This is a genomic window from Desulfovibrio desulfuricans DSM 642, assembly GCF_000420465.1.
Lineage (GTDB): Bacteria > Desulfobacterota > Desulfovibrionia > Desulfovibrionales > Desulfovibrionaceae > Desulfovibrio > Desulfovibrio desulfuricans.
In genome coordinates, this window is sequence record NZ_ATUZ01000006.1 from 1 (window position 1) to 18,158 (window position 18,158).

The window sequence follows — 18,158 nt, forward strand, 5'->3', positions numbered from 1 at the left end:
CTTGCTGCTCAAAGCGCAAGGGGCTTTGTCTTTTCCTCCTTCTACTACCCCCTCCCTTCCGTTCTTTTTTCCCCCTCGATTTTTATCGTTCCTCTCTGGTAGCGCGTCCAGAGCCCGTCAGCCGCATTTACGCAAACCCGACTTTTTGGGCCTGCCTGCGTCAAAATTAGTTTTTTAATGCTCACGTACTTGAAGTACGATGCGCTTAAAAAACTAATTTTTCCTTGTCAGTCCACAAAAATGCGTATTTTGCAAACTCGCCCAACACCAGCACGTCGCCTCCGCTCACGCTCCGGCGAGTCTAAGGATGGCAGCTCCACAACCATCTCCTGATCACGACCTGCAAAAGGCAAGAGGGAAGGCGGCACCACAACCACTTCACATCATTCCCGCTGAAAGGCAGGGCACCCTTGCGCCACGTGCTGTGTAATTTCATTACAACTTTGCGCATTCAAAAGGTGATGCAACGTGATCCTGCAACCTTTCTTTTACTGCCTGCAAAAGACACATGATGTTAGCGACTTGCCGTTGGCTTCTAGCTGTGGGTTTTTCGCTTAGAGGTGTCAAAGCGGAATAATCAACACGTCTTACCCGTGATGATGCCCACAGCGAAGCCATTTTTTGCGATGCAAAATTTATTGCGGAGAGGGCAGCTTGAGCCAACGACCAGTTTTAACGGTATAATTGTTATCAGGGTAGTTGGCTGAAACGGACTTTATCCAAAGCAAATGCGCCATCTGGCATTTACGCGGCGCGGAGGGAGATCGCCTGACCGCGCGCAGCGAGGGAAGGAAGCTCCCGGAGCTAAAGCCGCGTTGCCCTCGTCAGACGGGGGTAATTGACAGCCGCTCTTAGGGGGTGTTCCGGCGAGGGGCAGAGGGGGCCAAGGAGGGGCGCAGCCCCTAACAGGCCCCCTCTGCCCCTCGCCGGGAAGGCGAAATGGTGCGCCGCACTGGCGCACCAAGCTCCGCTGGGCGGCGGAATCCCGTGCCCGAAGGGCAGCAAAATACTCCAGCTTGACGGTGAACCTAAATTGCCCACCGCACAGGCGTTCCAAACTCCGCCGGACGGCGGAAGATAGCGCCTGAAGGGCAAAAAATAGAACTAAGTAGAGCCAAGAAAATCGCTCTTGGCATCATTGCCGCACCAGACACGGCGATCACTAAAGCCATCCGTCCCACCATCTAGACCCCAATCAAAATCTGGCCCCGCGTTAGCGCGCATTTACCTCTGTAACATTGTCGTCAAAAGTCGCGTAATGCGGCTGTAACAATGGGCTCAATTCCCTCTTTCTTTATGGTAATTGTCTTTTCAAATTATCTCTGACGAATCTGATTCGCCGTCAAAATCAATTATTTCTGTAACAGACCCGCCATAGTATCGGCTTAGTGATGTTTGTGACTACGAGTCAGTGTGCCGAGCTTACAGCCTAGTTGATACCGCAGCCTACTTCAGGCGAAAAGACCGCAGCCGGCCATCACAGCAATTTATGTGGAGGGGGTCATGCCCGATTCTTCCGCGCAGGATTTATTTGTAGAAACTTTTTGCGATCTGCCACTGCATCCTGCAAGTTTGGCAGATTCGCACCCACATCCATGCCGCGCTACGTCCATGGTTCCGCCGCCCGCATCAACTTCACTGAATGCTGTAACTGCCGATGATGAGCAGCGCCGACAGGGTTTGTTGGATGTGCTTCAGAACCAGACCATCACAAGCGTGCTCCAGCCCATTGTTTCCCTTCGCGATGGCGCTGTTTTTGGTTATGAAGCGCTTGGCCGCGGCCCTGCCGGAACTCCGCTTGAAAATCCCGAAGCCCTTATTCAGTGCGCGCTGGAAAATGGGCGCATGCTTGAGCTTGAGCATCTCTTCCGGCGTAGCGCCCTGCGCGCTGCCCGCCAGATGCCAACGGGCATCCGTCTGTTCCTCAATGTAAATCCCAACATCATTCAGGATTCCCATTTCGGCATGGGCTTCACCAAGGAATACCTGACCCGCTTTGCCATCAGTGCCGAAGATATTGTTTTTGAAATCACCGAGCGCGAATCGGTTGTGAACCTGCGCGGCTTCAAGCAGATTATCGAGCATTACAAAGGCCAGAATTATCAGATCAGCATCGACGATGCGGGCGCAGGCTATTCCGGCCTCAACCTTATATCTGACGTGCAACCGCATTTCATCAAGCTCGATATGCAGCTTATACGTGGGGTGGATAAAGACCTCACCCGGCAGGCGCTCATCAAGAGCATGCAGGAATTTGCGGCGCTCACCAATACGCGCATCATTGCTGAGGGCATAGAAACCGAAGAAGAGCTGGCAACCCTCATCAGTTTTGATGTGCCCTACGGGCAGGGCTATTTTCTCCGCAGGCCAGATCCCACGCCTCGGGCAGTGGATCCCGTGGCCCTTCAGGTCATTCACCGCGAAAATAAAATAAAAAACAGATTTTTCGGCGCGCGCGTTCACAAGTTTCATGTGCGGCACATTTGCCGCCCCGGCACTGTTGTGCCGCCGCACATGCCCATACGCAGCGTAGTTGATCTGTTTGAGAAAAACAGCAAGCTCAACGGCCTGTGCGTGGTCATGGGCGAACTGCCTGTCGGCGCGCTCACGCGCAACCGCCTGCACGAACAATTGAGCGGCAGGTTCGGCTTTTCCCTCTTTGCCGACAAGGCCGTGGAGGCGGTCATGGACCGCTCTTTTTTATGTGTAGACCACCAGTGCACCATTGATCTGGTTGCGCGTCAGGCCATGCGCCGTGATGACGCCAAACTCTATGATTTTGTCACCGTAACCCGTGAGGGGCGCTATCAGGGTGTGGTAACAGTCAAGGAACTGCTCGAAAAGAGCATCGAACTGGAAGTCGCCAACGCGCGTCAGCTTAATCCTCTTTCAGAACTGCCCGGCAACGCGCTCATAGATATCGAGCTGGAACGGCTTGTGCGCCTTGGTTTGCCGCGCATTGTCCTCTACTTCGATATCGACAACTTCAAGGCTTACAACGACAAATACGGCTTTAAAAATGGTGACAGGGCGCTCAAGCGCCTCTCGTCCATCATCAAGGAAAGCGCGAGCGAGGATGATTTTGTAGGCCATATCGGCGGTGATGACTTTATCGCCGTAACAGATGCCCTTACGGCCCCTGATGTGTGCAAAACCATCGTCTCTGCCTTTAACGACAGCGTGCCTGCCTTTTACAGTGCCGATGACGTCCAGCGCGGTTACATTGAGGGCAAAAGCCGCAGCAATATTGAAGAGCGCTTCCCGCTCATGTCCCTGACGATTGTTGGAGTCAATGCCAGCAATTTTCAGAGCAGTTTTGATCTGGCGCGCGCCGCCGCAACCCTGAAAAAGCAGTGCAAACGCATCAGCGGCAGTAATTACCAGCTTGAAGCGTAACGATTATTGCTGCCCCCAAGGCGGCAGCAAGCAAACTACGGGAGTACTCATGAAGCTGACCACGAAACTGGTTCTTTCGTTCAGCAGCATCATTTTTCTTATGCTGGCACTGTTCGGCGTATACTACGTCAATACCGATCGTATTGATCACGCTGTCAGTCATATGGATCAGCAGTATGTGCCGTCGCTTGTGGCGGTGCAGACCATGACGTCCCTGCTGTATTCGGCTCGTTCCGATCTGGCGGCGCTTACTCCGCATACGGATAAAGTAACCATTGCCGAGTATCGCGACCGCATCAAGCGCGCACTCAAGCAGTTTGCGCAGCACGCCAAGGCCTATCAGACTTTGATTGAGACGCGTAAACAGGCTGGTGAGCCGGTGGATGATGAACTGTGGGGCAACATCACGGCCCAGTTGCATGCGGAGGAAGCCACACGCGAAGAAATTATCCGTCTGGCGGGCGAGGGTGATACGGATGGCTCCATTGCGCTGTTCACCCGCAGCAGGGCTGATTTTATCCGCCTTGCGCGCTATTTTGACCAGCTTGTGCAGCACGACGTGCAGCGCAGTCAGGAGGCTGCGGCAGGTGCGCAGGAAATTGCGCGGCAGTCGCGCATGGCCGGGGCCGTGCTCGCCATCGTGGGCATACTGTTCAGCATTGCGGTTACGGCGGGCATCACGCTTGCCATCAAGCGCCAGCTCGGCAAAGACCCGGCGCAGTTGCAGCTCATAGCGGGCCGCGTGGCTGAAGGGGATTATGACCTTGAGCACTCTGGCCGCCAGCAAGGGGTGTACGCCTCGCTGGTGCTTATGGTTCAGGCATTGAAGGTGCATATAGAAAGTGCGCGCAGTGAATCGGAAAAAGCGCGGGAAGAATCCGCCAGGGCCAATGCCGCCCTGCAACAGGCTGAAGTGGCGGAGCGCGATGCCCGTGCAAAAACAGAAGCCATGCAGCAGGTGGCCGAGGCGCTGGAAGAAGTGACCCATGTTGTGGCCACTGCCTCCGGTCAGGTTGGTGAAACCATCCGGCAGGCAGAAGAAAGCGCCGACAGCACGGCTCAAAGGCTCACGGAAGCCGCCACTGGCATGGAGCAGATGAACGCCACCGTGGGCGAGGTTGCGCAGAATGCCGCCGTGGCCTCTGACTCCTCGGCAGAAACCCGCCAAAAAGCAGAGAACGGGGCCAAGGTGGTTCGCCACGCTCTGGAGAGTATTGAAACCGTGCGCTCCACCTCCTTGCGTCTCAAGGATGATATGGAGCAGCTTGGCGGGCATGCGCATGCGATTACCCGTATTATGAACGTTATTTCGGATATTGCGGATCAGACCAATCTGCTCGCCCTCAATGCCGCCATTGAGGCCGCTCGGGCTGGCGATGCCGGGCGCGGTTTTGCCGTGGTGGCGGACGAAGTGCGCAAACTGGCGGAAAAAACAATGGCTTCCACCCACGATGTGGATACGGCCATCAAGGCTATTCAGCAAAGCGTGGCCCATAGCGCCGCCTCTGTGGAGGAGGCGGTACAAGGAATCTCGCTGGCAACCGAAGCTGCCCAGCAGTCAGGGCAGGCGCTGGAGGGCATTGTGGGAACAGTGGAAGAAACCGCCAATCAGGTCAGCGCAATTGCCACCGCCAGCGAGCAGCAGGCTGTGGCCACTGACCAGATCAACCGCACTATTGGCGATGTTACCAGCCTTTCGCGGCAAACCGCAGTTGCCATGAGCGCAGCCTCGCGCGCCGTGGCCGGGCTTTCTGCCCAAGCCCAGAATCTTGAAGGCCTCATTGAGCAGATGCAGAACTGCTGAGGCAAAAATTATCCCGTCACAAAAAAGAAGCCCCTTCAATGAAGGGGCTTCTTGCGTTCATAATTGGTTCAGGTGCCGCAGCTGTGGCGGGCTGCGGGCAAGGCGTTATTTATTGACGTAGGCCTTGCCCAGTTCCAGCGCCTTGAGGTTGGATTCCTGCAATTTCGCGGGCAGGAATTTTTTGATGGCGGCTTCCAGCGCGTCCACGCCAAAGGGCAGCACGCCAGAAGAACAGACCACGCTCAGGAGCACGGTGTTGCCGCTTTGCACGGAACCGGCCTGCATGCCAAGCTCACGGCAGGGCACAAAGTGGCACTGCCCCGCAACCTGACGGGTTTTTTCCATAATGTGCGGCATATCGGGGTACACTGCCTTGCCCAGCGAAACGCTGAGGGGTGGCAGGGCATCACTGCTGGAAAAGATTGCGCCGCCTGGCTGCAAATAAGGCAGGGCGCGCAGGGTTTCCAGCGGCTCAAAGCCAAGCAGCACATCCGCTTCGCCGTAATCCAGCTTGGGGGAACGCCAGCCGCCAAGCAGCATAACAGATTCCACCACGCCGCCGCGCTGGGCCATGCCGTGCACTTCGCCAGCCACCACATCCAGTCCGGCTTCCAGCGCTGTGCGGGCCAGCAGGGTTGTGGCCGTCAGGGTTCCCTGACCGCCCACGCCGGTAAAGAATATACGCATCCGCTTCTGCATTTCGTGTGTCTTCATAATATCTCCCTACCGCTTCCGCGCCTTGAAGGCCGTGGGCGCAACCTGCAAACAGACCATGCAGCCTGTGCAGAGCGTGGCGTCTACAGCAAGATTGTCGCCCTCGCGGTAAAAGGCGGGGCAGGCCAGCTGCTCAAGGCAGCGCATGGCTTCCGGTCCCTGCTGGGCCACCTCGGCCACCTGGGGCTGGGCCTTTTTGAGCTGACGGCGGGCATACAGCACGCAGGGCTCTTCGGTAATCAGCACGCGCACGCCGCTCTGGGCCTTCATTTCTTCCAGCGCCTTGGTGACGGCCTTGACGTTGAAGGAGCGCACCTTGGTGCACTGGGTAATGCCCATGGCGCGTACAATGGCTTCAATATCCATGTGCTGGCTCATGGAGCCAAGCATGTCCTGCACCATGCCGGGGTTGGGCTGATGGCCGGTCATGGCCGTGGTGCCGTTGTCCAGAATGACCAGAATGACGTCATGCTGGTTGAAAACCGCGTTGGCAAGGCCCGTCATGCCGGAGTGGAAGAACGTGGAGTCGCCGATAAAGGCCACAACGGGCTTTCCCGATGCGCGAGCAAAGCCGCTGCCTGCGGAGATGGAAGACCCCATGCACACCAGAAAATCCGCAGCGCGCAGGGGCGGCAGCAGACCCAGGGTGTAACAGCCGATGTCGCTGGAGTAGAAGGCGTCGTCGCCAAAAACCTGCCGCGCGGCATAGTAAACGGCACGGTGGGAGCAGCCGGCGCAGAGGTTCGGCGGGCGGCCCGGCAGCTCCATGTCCACGCTGCGCACGGGTTTGGCTGGGCAGGGCGTGTCGAGCCAGGAGGAAATGCGGCGCATGACAAGGGTGGTGGAGTATTCACCCTGACCGGTGAGGCCAGAATCCTTGCCTTCGATGCGCACGTGGATTTCCTGCTTCTGCACCAGGGCGCGGATGTCCTGCTCCAGCAGGTCAACGCCTTCCTCAAGCACCAGCACACGGTCACAGCCGCGCAGAAATTCTGTGATCATGGCAGTGGGCAGGGGCCAGGTCATGCCAAGCTCAAGCACACGCACACGGTCTCCCCAGCCGCCAGCCGAAAGGGCGTCGGCCAGATAGTTGCGGGCCACGCCGCTGGTGATGATGCCAAGGCGCGTGGGCGTATGGGGTTCATGCACCGTGTTGAAGCGGCTGGATTCCGCAAACTGGCGGGCTTTTTCAATGATGCCGTCCAGCACCTGATGGCGCTTGCGGGCCACAGCGGGAACCGGCACAAAACGGCCTGGATCGCGCTTGAATTCAACCTTCGGCTGGGTGGCGGGCAGGTCGTCAAAATCCACAGCGCCGCGCATGTGGCTGATGCGGGTGGTGGTGCGCAGCATCACGGGCTGTTGCAGCTCACGGGCAAGACGAAAGGCCTCGCGGGTCATGTCCTTGGCTTCCTGCGTGGAGGCAGGCTCAAAACAAGGCAGCAGGGCAAAGCGCGCGTAGGTGCGGTTGTCCTGTTCGTTCTGGCTCGAGTGGCAACCGGGGTCGTCAGCCGTCAGCAAGACCATACCGCCGGGCAGGCCTGTGTAAACGGAGGTGAACAGCGGGTCGGCGGCCACGTTGACGCCCACGTGCTTCATGGTCACGAGGCTCATGGCGCCGCCAAGGGCGGCACCGGCGGCCACTTCCATGGCCACCTTCTCGTTGACGGAATATTCCAGCCGGTAGCGGCCCTCGCCGCCAAGGCGGTGGAACGTGTCCGGCACTTCCGAAGACGGAGTGCCAGGGTAACAACTGACCATATGCACACCCGCTTCAAGCGCGCCGCGCACAATGGCTTCGTTTCCCAACAGCAGGTGCCGCTCGCCGCGAGCGCCCTGCAACAGCGGATGATTGCTCATGTTCCCTCCAGGCCCAGGCATGTGCGCCTGAACCGCAACTGGATGCAAGATGGCGTGGCCCATGCGGCCCCGCCTACAATGACGCAAGCCCGCGCTGTTTGCACATGCGCGGGCTTGCGAAGAGATATTTACTGGGCTTTGCCGGAAGATTTTTCCCCAGCGCCGTCTGGCGCTGTCGGGCTCGCAGTCTGGGCGACTTCTTCTTCAACAATCTTGGGGGCCAGCGTAGTTGCGCGGGCGCGGAAATATTCGCTGTTGAGGCCCTGCGCCTCGCGCGAGAGGGCAAGGTAGATGCGGGCGGCCTGTTCTGTCTGCCCGGCGGCAACTGCGGCTTCGGCCATCATCTGCTTGAGCTGGGGAGCGGTAACTTCGCCCGGCAGCGCGGCTTGCAGCTTTTGCAGCTGAGCAAGGGCATCGGCGTATTTTCCGGCCTTGAGCATGGCTCCGGCCTCGTTCATGCCGGCGACCAGCGCAAGGGGGCCATCGCTTGCCTTGGCGGCCTTGGCAAAGGCATCCGCGGCGGTGGCGTTGTCGCCGTTGCTCATGGCGCTTTGGCCCAAGGCCAGATAGGCGGAAAACCGTACGTCCGAGGGGGCTTTTTCCGCCAGGGCGGCAAGTTCCTTGACCTGCGCGGGGCCGCTGGTTTGCAGCACAATGCGCGCAAGCGACTGCCTCGCCTCATCGTTTTTGGATGTGCTGTACCAGCGCCAGATGCCGGTACCCGCCAGAACCAGCACAAACAGCACCACAATGCTGGCTATGGTGCCAGCGTGGCGCAGCATAAACTGGAGCATGGGGGCGCTTTCGGAGCTGACTTCTGCCTGAAGGTCGCGCAACAGGGGGGAATCCTCTGCGCCTTGATTCTTTTGCGGATTCATGTATCAAAACTCCTTAGGGAGGCGGAACCGCCGTAGTTTTTCCGCGCGTTTGCCCTGCGCGTTCCATGATCGGCGGAGCTGGACTGAAGCTTTTTTCTTAGGCCAGAATCAGCCCCTCTGTCAAAACAAATATCCTCTGGTCAGGTGGCCTGCGCGGCCCCGGCCAATACAATAAGGAGTATGCATGACGCCTGCAGAAGAAATGTCGCGCCTTGGCGCGCGGGCAAAGGAAGCGGCCAGGGCCATAGCCAAGGCCCACCCCGATGCCAAAACGCAAGCCCTGCTGGGGCTGGCGCAGCTGCTGCAGGAGCGGGAGGCCGAAATTCTGGCCGCCAATGCGGAAGACCTTGCCGCGGCCCGTGCCGCTGGGCAGGACGCCCCCCGCCTTGACCGCCTGACGCTTACCCCTGCCATCATGGATGAAATGCGCGCCGCCTGCCGTCATGTGGCCAATCTGCCCGACCCTGTGGGCGCTACGGAACGCCAGTGGCAGCGCCCCAACGGCCTGCTTGTGGGCCGCATGCGCGTGCCGCTGGGCGTGATCGCCATGATCTATGAGGCGCGCCCCAATGTGACCATTGACGCCGCCATTTTGTGCATCAAGGCGGGCAATGCGGTTATTCTGCGCGGCGGCAGCGAGGCTTTGCGCTCCAACATCGCGCTTGCCAAGGCCCTGTGCGATGCGCTGGCGCAGGCGGGATTGCCCGCCGATGCGGCCCAGCTTGTGTCCATACCCGGACACGAGGCCGTCAACGCCCTGTGCAAACTCGACCGCTATATTGATGTTATCATCCCGCGCGGCGGCGAGGGTCTTGTGCGCGCCGTGACCGAGGCTGCCACCATGCCCGTGCTCAAGCACTTCAAGGGCGTGTGCCACGCTTATATTGATGCGGATGCCGATCTGGACGCAGCGGCGGAGATTGTTTTTAACGGCAAGGTGCAGCGCCCCGGCGTGTGCAACGCGCTGGAATGCCTGCTGGTGCACCGCGGCGTGGCCAAGGATTTTCTGCCCAAGGTGGCGGCAAAGCTTGGTGCCGCCGGTGTGGAATTTCGCGCCTGCCCGCAATCGCTGCCCCTGCTTGGCGCAACTGCCGTTGCACAGCAGCCCGATGATCTCGGGCAGGAATTTCATGCCCTGGTGCTTGCCGTTTGCGTGGTGGAAAGCATGGATGCCGCGCTGGATCACATTGCCCGCTACGGCTCAAACCACACGGAAATCATCTGCACCAACAACCACGAGCATGCCATGCGCTTTTTGCGCGAGGCGGATGCTTCCATGGTGGCCGTCAACGCTTCCAGCCGCTTCAACGACGGCGGGCAGCTTGGCCTTGGCGCGGAGATCGGCATTTCTACCTCAAAGCTGCATGCCTACGGCCCCATGGGCGTGGACGAACTGACCACCACCAAGTTTGTGGTGCTTGGCCAGGGGCAGGTGCGCGGATAGATGGCGGAAGCGGCGTCCCCCCCGCCGGGCAGAGCCATTCTTGGCGGCAGTTTTAACCCGCCCCATGTGGGACACCTGCGGCTGGCCATAGAGGCCCGCGAGGCCTTGGGCGATCTTGTGCAGGGCGTGGATATGGTGCCTTGCGCCGTGCCGCCGCACAAGGCGCAGAGCGCCATGCTGCCCTTTGATCTGCGCGCCCGGATGGTGGAAGCCTGCGCTCAGGGCTTGCCCTGGCTGCGTTGCAACCGGATGGAGGCCCAGCGCCAGGGGCCGTCGTACACGTGGGATACGCTTTGCGCCTACCGTGAGGCAGAGCCGGATACGGATCTGTATTTTATTCTGGGCAGCCCGGACTTCGCCTTGCTCTCCACATGGCATAATGGGCTGGATTTGCCCCGGCTGTGCCATTTTGTGGTTGTGCCCCGCAAGGGGCATACCTCTGCCGATTTTATCACCGCCGCCAAAGCCCTGTGGCCCGATGCTGCAGAGCGCCCTCCATTGCTGCCTGCCTGCCCGTGCATGGTCTTGCCGGGGGGAGGGCTGGCGCATTTCCTTTCTGTGCCGTGGCTGGCTGTGAGCGCATCTCGGGTGCGGCAGCTATGGCTGACGGGCCGCAATGTGGATTTTCTTGTGCCGGAAGCGGCCTTGCAGATTTTGCTAAACAACGCTCAAACAGTGCGGCATCACTGGCTGGAGGACGGCTCGGCATGCTGACTACTGCACCAAAAGAAATCAGGGAAAATATCGCCCGTGCAATGGGCTATCTGCGGCGTGACGAAGTTGAGCGCGCCCTTGTGACCATGAGTGAGGCGCTGCGGCTTCTTGCCGGGGTAAAACTGATGCGTTCAGCAAGGGCGGAACTGGATATCCAGATCGGGGAATTTTTGGGGGGCATTGTGCGCCATAGCGCGCTGCAACCGCTGCTTGATCCCGGCAATACGGGCAAGCCGCGCAGCATCACCCTGCAAGCGGGCAAGGAAGCCACGCTTTCAACCGTGCTGGAAGGCCTTGCGAAAATTCTCCAAACGGCTGCGGAGCAGGCCGTGCAGCAGGAGGCCGAGGCTCGGCTGGAGCGAAAAAAGCAACTCATCAGCAGCGGGCTGGATTTTTTGCGCGAAGGGCAGGTCGCCAAGGGGCGCGCTTTTTTGAAGCGCATAGTGGAGGAGTTTGGCGACGAGGACGGCATCCGCCTGCAAATGGGCCAGATTTTTGCCGCTGCCGGGCTGTTTGCCGAAGCCGCCGCCATGTATGAGGAAGCCATGACCATTCAGCCGCGCGAGGCCTCTGCCTACACCGGGGCCGTGGCGGCGTGGATGGAACTGCGGGAATACGAAAAGGCCGAGGCGGTGTATCAGGCGGTGTTGCGTACTTTTGGCGGGCATGCCTCAACCTTTGGCAAAATGTCGAAACTGTATCTTGCGTGGCGTAAAAAACAGGCAGCGGAAGATAACGCCCTGCGTGCTTTGCAGACAGACCCAGCGCAGGCTGATGCCCTGGAGGTCATGGCGGCGCTGGGCAAGCACTAAGAGCGGAGGCTGTGTCTGATGGAGCCTGCGGTCAGGCCGGATTCACGGATAGTGCATACGCGCCGAGCACGCTAACAGGTTAAGCGAAGGTGAAAATTTTGGCTCTGCCTTTCTGTCCACCAGCACAGATGATCTGCCGTTCAGGGCATTGCTGCCCACGGTCTTGAGGCTCTGCCTGCGGTTTGCCAACCGTGGCGGCGTGAATGAGGGCCTCACAGATGGCTTTGCTATGTTGGGGCAAACCGCTGAGGCGGCGCGCCTTTGTGAATCAGAAGCATTGCCTTTCACCCAAAGATAGGCTATATACCGCCTTCGGCTGCAAGCGGGGCACCCAACGCCCTTTGTGGCCTGCGGAGAGGTAGCGAAGCGGCCGTAACGCGCTCGACTCGAAATCGAGTTAGGGGTTAATAGCTCCTACGTGGGTTCGAATCCCACCCTCTCCGCCATTAATACGTAATAAAAACGGCGTGTTGCTTTAGATAGCAACACGCCGTTTTCGCGTCAAAAAGGGTATGTTTTTAGCGAGTGCGCGACCATCATACATACCGTCATACATACTTTGGCTCGATCTGCGGGGAAATTGGGGATTAATCTGTGACAGCAAAGACAACGAAGATTAGAGGTCGTGGGGCAATGCAGTCGGCTTTTTGTATTTCAAAGTCGCGCGCACGTTGACGAGGCGACGCCAGAATATCTCCCTGCGAATGATATAAATATCTTAATAATAGCTACTTACAAATACTACGGGTAGTGGAGGGGCACAAAGACTCAACGCAACGAATTCTCAATCGATGACTCAGCTAAAAAATGCCGCAAAGATTGTCGTAAGGATGGCAAGGCTTCTCCGATATAGATGCCTGCGAATACCCCTGCAACACCCTCATATCGGTTTTGACAGATCACGCAACCGTGGGCTTCATATGACTATCGTTTGCCTTCTCATGTAAAATGGAGTTTTCTTGGGTTTAAGCCATGCAGCGGATGAGTTGTGCATGGCTCAAGGGAAGATTTGTGTTGCATAGAAATGCCTATTAAGCTTACTTTCAATTTGATTATCTTTTTCTACTGGGCAATTCTCAAATTGGTCGATGATCTAAAAGCTAAAAGCGAGGTATATCATGTTGAATAATTTTCGCTATGACCTTTCAGATTGGTTAATTCATTTTTTTAGAGATGTTGACTTAGACTCTGACAGTGGAATTGAAATGCCTGAGCATATCGGTTGGAATAATTTATTTGAATACGACAACAAGCCTATAGCAGCCTTTTTTCTTTTGCGATGTGCACTTCGCCAACAAAGGGTATGGGCGACTTGGTCATATAGAAAGGATGTCAGAACAATTTATGGAGAAACTCCTGCTGTGTGCTTTACTGACATGCCTGTAGCTGCTTTTTTTGAAGCAGCAGAAGTAAGACAAGCGAGAGGGGAGCATATCAGTCCATATGCGATTGTTATCAATAAAAATCAACTAGCCCAGATAGGTGCTCTACCTGTTATTTATGGACTTAGCCAACCACCCAATATAACGACTATGTCTAATGGAGCTAGAATCCTCGATGAGGAGTGTTTGCCTCACAGAGAACAGTATCGATATGTTTCTTACAACCCATTTCCCCAATATCCTATTGATTGGACGCATGAACGTGAGTGGCGTTGGCCATACAATGGTTGCCTTGAAGAGTATAACAATCAAATGCAAGACACAGGCATATTAGACTCTTTTGAGAACATGCCTGCGTTAGACCTCTTGAATCAAAACATATCTGGAATGGGTATCGTTGTAAGCAATATGCGTGAGGCCCAGCTACTCTCTTATGACTTGCTCACGCTCATAGATAGAAAAGTTATTAATCGGCATAAATACCAGTTTATTCTTTCTTTGGACAGGATCGATTCGCCAGTTACTTTGCGAGACCCACAGGGGCTGAACCAAGCCATTTCACAAGCCCTTATAGATCCTTTAGCAGGTCTCGAAGTTGATAGGCCAACAGTAATCTCACATCAGAAACTTCTGGAAGAGGAAGCATACAAAATTAATCATGCCACCATTCCAGAAAAGGGTGAAAGGGGTAAAGCTTGGTTATGGCTATATAATGGCGCACATCCTTTTGCCCGCAGCATGAAAGCTTGCGGCCGCATTATTGTAAACAATGATGGGCGTTATCTTGTTCCAATTTACGAATTTAGCGATATGTGTAACCTCCGACAACAGGAGGAAATGACACAACGTCTCGCTAAAATATTAAATGCTCAGCTTGGTATTGATTGTGGCTATTTTTCAGTCCTAGGCCATGAAAATCCAGACTATGTACCTTTTTATTGTAACGCACCTCTCGAAAACGATTTTGTTTACAATAAAAATTGGTAACACTAAATACATGAAATTTGTGCTTGTAAGCGTGACTCCTGTTTCTTCATCGAGTTGCTCTTGAGCGTCATGGTATAAAATTGTGTATAAAACGACAGGATGTGAGCGAGAGCACATAAATTAAGTTATTGTAGTAAGTATGTTAACAATTTTTGTCATAATTCCACACGCTCAGTCACGAATGCTTAATAAAAGCAGCAAGTTGCTATCTAAAGCAACTCGCTGCTTTCGCGTTTGAAATGGGTATATTTTTAGCGAGTGCGCGACCAATATACATACCATCTACATACTTTGGCTCGATCTGCGGGAAAAATATGAGCTAATCCTGGGTAGCAATAACAGCGCAGAAAAGAGGCAGTAAGGTTGATTTAACGCTCTTAGAGATTGGACTTTTTAAAGCTAAATTCGCTTAGCACATTGCCTGAATCTGCCACTCACGCAGCAGAACACAAATCTGTACATGGGGGCCACTTGTTTATTTGTCTGCGCAGTGGGGGGGGGAGGGGCAAATTGACCTTTATCTTGGTGATGATATAAGATGCTTTATACCTAAGGGTGACACACTGGAGGGCATAAATGTTGGTTCCGAATTATTCCGAATGGGAAACTCGAAAAGTCACTGTTGATATCCTGCGTCTAGATAAAGAAAACCCACGCCTTCCAGTTGATGTTCGCAACCTTAGGCAGGATAAAATACGCGAATTTCTTGTTCTCAATGAGCATGTCGATAAGATAGCCAAGTTAATAGTATCTGAAGGCTTTATCCCCTTCGAGCCAATTTATGTAGTTAAAGAGGGTGATTTTTTTACGGTTCTCGAAGGAAATCGGCGTACATGTGCACTTCAAATGCTTCGCGACCCATCGAAAGCCCCAGCAGCGAAGCAAAGACTTTTTAAAAAGCTGGCCAAAGATATCAACACGATAGATATCGAAAAAGTTTCCGTTATCATAGCGCCATCACGAGCAATACTGCGAAAAATCCTTTACTTAAAACATGCCGATGAAGCACAAAAAAAATGGAGCCGCCAACAAAAGCATCGTTTTATTGCCGATGCGATATTCGACGGGAAGACAATAAATGACATTGCAAGCGAATTAAAAGAAACACTTTCCTCGGTGTCAGCGGCTGTTCTGGAAATATTGATCCAAGAAGCATTCCTTGAATTGGATTTGCCGCCGGATATTGAAGAAAAATCAATACAGCCTACATTCCCGTTGTCCACAGTAACAAGGATAATTGGTTCTTCGGAATTTAGAAGCTATACAGGTATCCGTGTTGACGGCTCTACTCTCGTTGCGAACATGGATAATGCAACTTTTAAGCTAATTCTTTGTAAGATTGTCACTGATTTGGTAGAAAAAAAAGAAACATCACGAACTTTGGAAAAAGTTTCTGATATTAATGCTTATATTGAAAAATTAAAAAAATTAAAAGTAGCGACTGAAGATGTTGATGTTAATGACCCCTTCGCTTTCACGCCGACGGCACGCCAACCACAAAAATATGATGAAAAGGAGCGTTCACGCCCCACAAGAAAACAAGAAAAGCTGATTGCCAATTCGAAGACATACTCAACGGGGGTTTCTAAGCTCGACTCACTAATCCAGCAAGGTCAGGTAATCCCAGCAGGGAGCTACATGCTGGCATCGGCTTTGTTGTTGAGAACCATCCTTGAATTAACCGTGGTGCGAATCTTTGATGTCAAAAACGAACGGCATATAGCAATCAATGACAAAGGCAGAACGAACAGGCTTTCCGTAATTATGAAAGAACTGGTAAAAAGGAAGTCTTGGTTTCCTGAAGAGGCATATCGCGCAGACCTTGAACGCTTTTGTGACGAGAACAGCTTCCAGTATAAGCACCTTGAGACACTCAACAGGTATACTCATGGGCAGTTTAGCATGCCTGACAAAGAAACGTTAAATGCAATCTGGATAATGATTGAGCCGTTGGTTGTTATGTGTTGCAAAAGCGCCGTACCTGAAGAATAGTAAAGTTTTAATTATACAGCAGAGGGATGTTTTTTCTCAGAGTTGCCGTAATAATCAAGAAAAGTTAACTTGTTTAAATTTCCGGCGGTACCAAAATCAAGCGGGATAATGGTATGGGGAGGATGTATCAATAACTCTTCCCCTTTTTTATGCCTGTGTGCAGAGTAATTTAAGGCAAATGGACGCACCGTAACATTTGCATATAAGGCCTTAGCTTTCTCAGTGTTATCGTATGTCAGCAACCATACATGTCTAAATTCATTTACTAGGAGTTTTGCCAAAGCGGCATGACCCTCTTCGTTTAATGCGTTGAGGTAAAGGGATGGCCCTTGTTCAATGTAGGGAGGGTCTAGGTATATAAAGCTTTTGTTTTCTAATGGTTGAACTATGTCTGTAAGAAACGACAAAATATCCATGTTCTCTAATCGGATGGAATCGCGTTTTTCGGCTATCGTTTCAATTCGAGCGATGAGGGGGGCCTTGTTATACCGAGCATCAATTTTCCAGTCACCTGTTTGGCTTAACCCTCCAATTGGGTTTGCGCCAAGGATGCCAGAGCGATTGCATCTGTTTAAATAAAACGTTGCGAATCCCAATTGGAGAGTTGGGGTATCAGAATCTTTTGATATGAACCTTTGCCTATGCCATTCGTCTATCGTTACGGGAGTATTTTTAATAAGACCAATGAGTGCTTCTGTGTCATTAAGAACAGAATGCCAGAAGGCGTAGATGAGCGGGTTAAGGTCATTGATAATAATTTTGCTCACATGCCTTGATAGCAGTAGATTGATTGCAGCGCCTGCACCACCACAAAATGGTTCAATATACGTGCCTCCTGCCAACCCATTGCTTTGCAATGTGGCCGCTAGGAAGCCTGTCAAGGAGGATTTGCCTCCTGGGTAGCGTAATGGGCTTGCAGCAATCTTCATAGCTAAATAGACTATTATATTTGTCTTTAAAAGGAAAGTCCAATATATGCTGCTCATATTAAGATTTTCCTACCCTTCGAATTTCAGAACAATTTCTGTCAGGATTTACAGTGTTCTTCAAGGGATTCAGATACGTCTCCAGCTTTAATAATCAGTTAAATGTAAATTTAAGGTGTATCCGCCCGATCAACTAAGCACTAACAAGCGTCCGGAACGCTGAGCATAACACACAAGGGCGGGTTGCCGTAAAGCAACCCGCCTTGTGTGTTATGTCCCTCCAGAATTACCTGTCGGCCTCAACTTCATGCGTCCGGCTAGATGATGGCTGAACCGCACGCTCAATGATCGCCGCCAAGTGGTTAATGTCCGGCGCCACGCTTTTCAGGTAGATGTCGGTTGTAGTGGCTCGCTGGTGCCCCAAGAGGAGCTGAATGTCGGTCAAACCCGCCTGTTGCGACTGGATGAGACTCACGGCGAAAAAATGCCGTATGGCATGAAAACCAAAGCTTTTGACCTGCGCCTTTTTGCAGAGGTGTTTCATCATATCCCTGATCGTTTGCTGGCGAGTTGAGTACGGTCCACCTGTGTTGGGATTGATGAAAACATGGGTCGTATTGCCTGTTATGGCTTTCTGGGCAGTTATAATGGCGTTCAAGCTGTTGCCTATGGGCAACGTCCGGTATTGCCTTGCCCCTCCTTTGCGCTTCCGTGTCCAAAGCTTCAATGAATGGTCGGCAACGTCTTCCCACGTTAAATTGAGAATTTCGCTTACTCTGGCCCCTGTGAGTAGCAGCGTGTTGAGCAAATCAGCTTGCCACGGTTTGGCTACCGCCAGAACCTTGCTGATGTCGTCAGGGGTAGGCACGTACTTGACGTATTGTTCCACGGCGGGCTTGGCGACAAAACGCCAGGGATTTCTTGGAACAGCGTCTTTGTGCCAATTCCAGATGACCTTACCCCACTGCGTATACCACTTGTAAGTTAGTGGTTCCCAATGGGTTGCAGGTTATATTCTTTGCCCGAAATTCTTCCGGTGTCAGCCAGCCTAAGGAACTGTGCGGTCGCCGCTGGTTGTAATCCTGCCGCCAGGCTTCGACTGTTCTGCGGGCATCGTGCAGGGACAGAAACACGTTCTGATTTAAGCACTCATCTCGGAATTTTCCGTTAAAGCTTTCAATGTGTCCATTATCTGTGGGCTTCCCTGGACGAGTGAACTCTATCTGCACGCCGTGTTCAAAAGCCCAGG

At 53.9% G+C, this 18,158-nt stretch carries 13 protein-coding genes and 1 tRNA gene; 8 read left to right on the top strand and 6 right to left on the bottom strand.

Annotated features, from left to right (window positions below):
- Window positions 1-1,503: 1,503 nt before the first annotated feature.
- Complete coding sequence (locus G449_RS0101330) at window positions 1,504-3,396, top strand: bifunctional diguanylate cyclase/phosphodiesterase (RefSeq protein ID WP_022657509.1); 1,893 nt, start codon at window positions 1,504-1,506, stop codon at window positions 3,394-3,396.
- Between the two features lie 49 nt (window positions 3,397-3,445).
- Window positions 3,446-5,200: a methyl-accepting chemotaxis protein gene (locus G449_RS0101335; protein ID WP_022657510.1), complete on the top strand. Its 1,755-nt coding sequence runs from the start codon at window positions 3,446-3,448 to the stop codon at window positions 5,198-5,200.
- Window positions 5,201-5,305: 105 nt separating this feature from the next.
- On the opposite strand, the gene G449_RS0101340 is transcribed toward G449_RS0101335, so the two are convergent.
- The 3 genes from G449_RS0101340 to G449_RS0101350 form a co-directional block, all read right to left on the bottom strand.
- Window positions 5,306-5,914, bottom strand: a complete 609-nt coding sequence (locus G449_RS0101340) for an indolepyruvate oxidoreductase subunit beta (RefSeq protein ID WP_022657511.1) — start codon at window positions 5,912-5,914, stop codon at window positions 5,306-5,308.
- 9 nt (window positions 5,915-5,923) lie between these two features.
- Window positions 5,924-7,774: an indolepyruvate ferredoxin oxidoreductase subunit alpha gene (gene iorA, locus G449_RS0101345; RefSeq protein WP_022657512.1), complete on the bottom strand. Its 1,851-nt coding sequence runs from the start codon at window positions 7,772-7,774 to the stop codon at window positions 5,924-5,926.
- A 128-nt stretch (window positions 7,775-7,902) separates the two neighbouring features.
- Window positions 7,903-8,652: a tetratricopeptide repeat protein gene (locus tag G449_RS0101350; protein ID WP_022657513.1), complete on the bottom strand. Its 750-nt coding sequence runs from the start codon at window positions 8,650-8,652 to the stop codon at window positions 7,903-7,905.
- 184 nt (window positions 8,653-8,836) lie between these two features.
- Here G449_RS0101350 and G449_RS0101355 point away from each other — a divergent pair, with 184 nt between their 5' ends.
- The 6 genes from G449_RS0101355 to G449_RS0101380 all read left to right on the top strand — a co-directional run bounded on the left by G449_RS0101355 (window position 8,837) and on the right by G449_RS0101380 (window position 15,983).
- Window positions 8,837-10,096: a glutamate-5-semialdehyde dehydrogenase gene (locus tag G449_RS0101355; RefSeq protein ID WP_022657514.1), complete on the top strand. Its 1,260-nt coding sequence runs from the start codon at window positions 8,837-8,839 to the stop codon at window positions 10,094-10,096.
- Window positions 10,097-10,810, top strand: a complete 714-nt coding sequence (gene nadD, locus G449_RS0101360) for a nicotinate (nicotinamide) nucleotide adenylyltransferase (RefSeq protein ID WP_022657515.1) — start codon at window positions 10,097-10,099, stop codon at window positions 10,808-10,810.
- Complete coding sequence (locus G449_RS0101365) at window positions 10,804-11,622, top strand: tetratricopeptide repeat protein (RefSeq protein ID WP_027180599.1); 819 nt, start codon at window positions 10,804-10,806, stop codon at window positions 11,620-11,622. The genes nadD and G449_RS0101365 overlap by 7 nt, the downstream gene beginning before the upstream one ends.
- 352 nt (window positions 11,623-11,974) lie before the next feature.
- Window positions 11,975-12,068, top strand: a tRNA-Ser gene (locus tag G449_RS0101370).
- A gap of 672 nt (window positions 12,069-12,740) precedes the next feature.
- Complete coding sequence (locus G449_RS18240; RefSeq protein ID WP_108702543.1) at window positions 12,741-13,991, top strand: DUF4427 domain-containing protein; 1,251 nt, start codon at window positions 12,741-12,743, stop codon at window positions 13,989-13,991.
- A gap of 576 nt (window positions 13,992-14,567) precedes the next feature.
- Entirely contained in the window at window positions 14,568-15,983 is a 1,416-nt protein-coding gene (locus tag G449_RS0101380) for a hypothetical protein (RefSeq protein ID WP_022657517.1), read from the top strand.
- Between the two features lie 11 nt (window positions 15,984-15,994).
- On the opposite strand, the gene G449_RS15520 is transcribed toward G449_RS0101380, so the two are convergent.
- The 3 genes from G449_RS15520 to G449_RS18010 form a co-directional block, all read right to left on the bottom strand.
- Window positions 15,995-16,969, bottom strand: coding sequence for a DNA adenine methylase (locus G449_RS15520; protein ID WP_022657518.1), 975 nt, complete (start codon window positions 16,967-16,969; stop codon window positions 15,995-15,997).
- Window positions 16,970-17,195: 226 nt separating this feature from the next.
- Window positions 17,196-17,798 (bottom strand): tyrosine-type recombinase/integrase, encoded by a 603-nt coding sequence (locus tag G449_RS0101390; protein ID WP_022657519.1) that lies wholly within the window; start codon window positions 17,796-17,798, stop codon window positions 17,196-17,198.
- 67 nt (window positions 17,799-17,865) lie between these two features.
- Window positions 17,866-18,158: integrase core domain-containing protein (locus G449_RS18010; RefSeq protein ID WP_022659993.1), on the bottom strand; the 293-nt coding region annotated here is incomplete at its 5' end.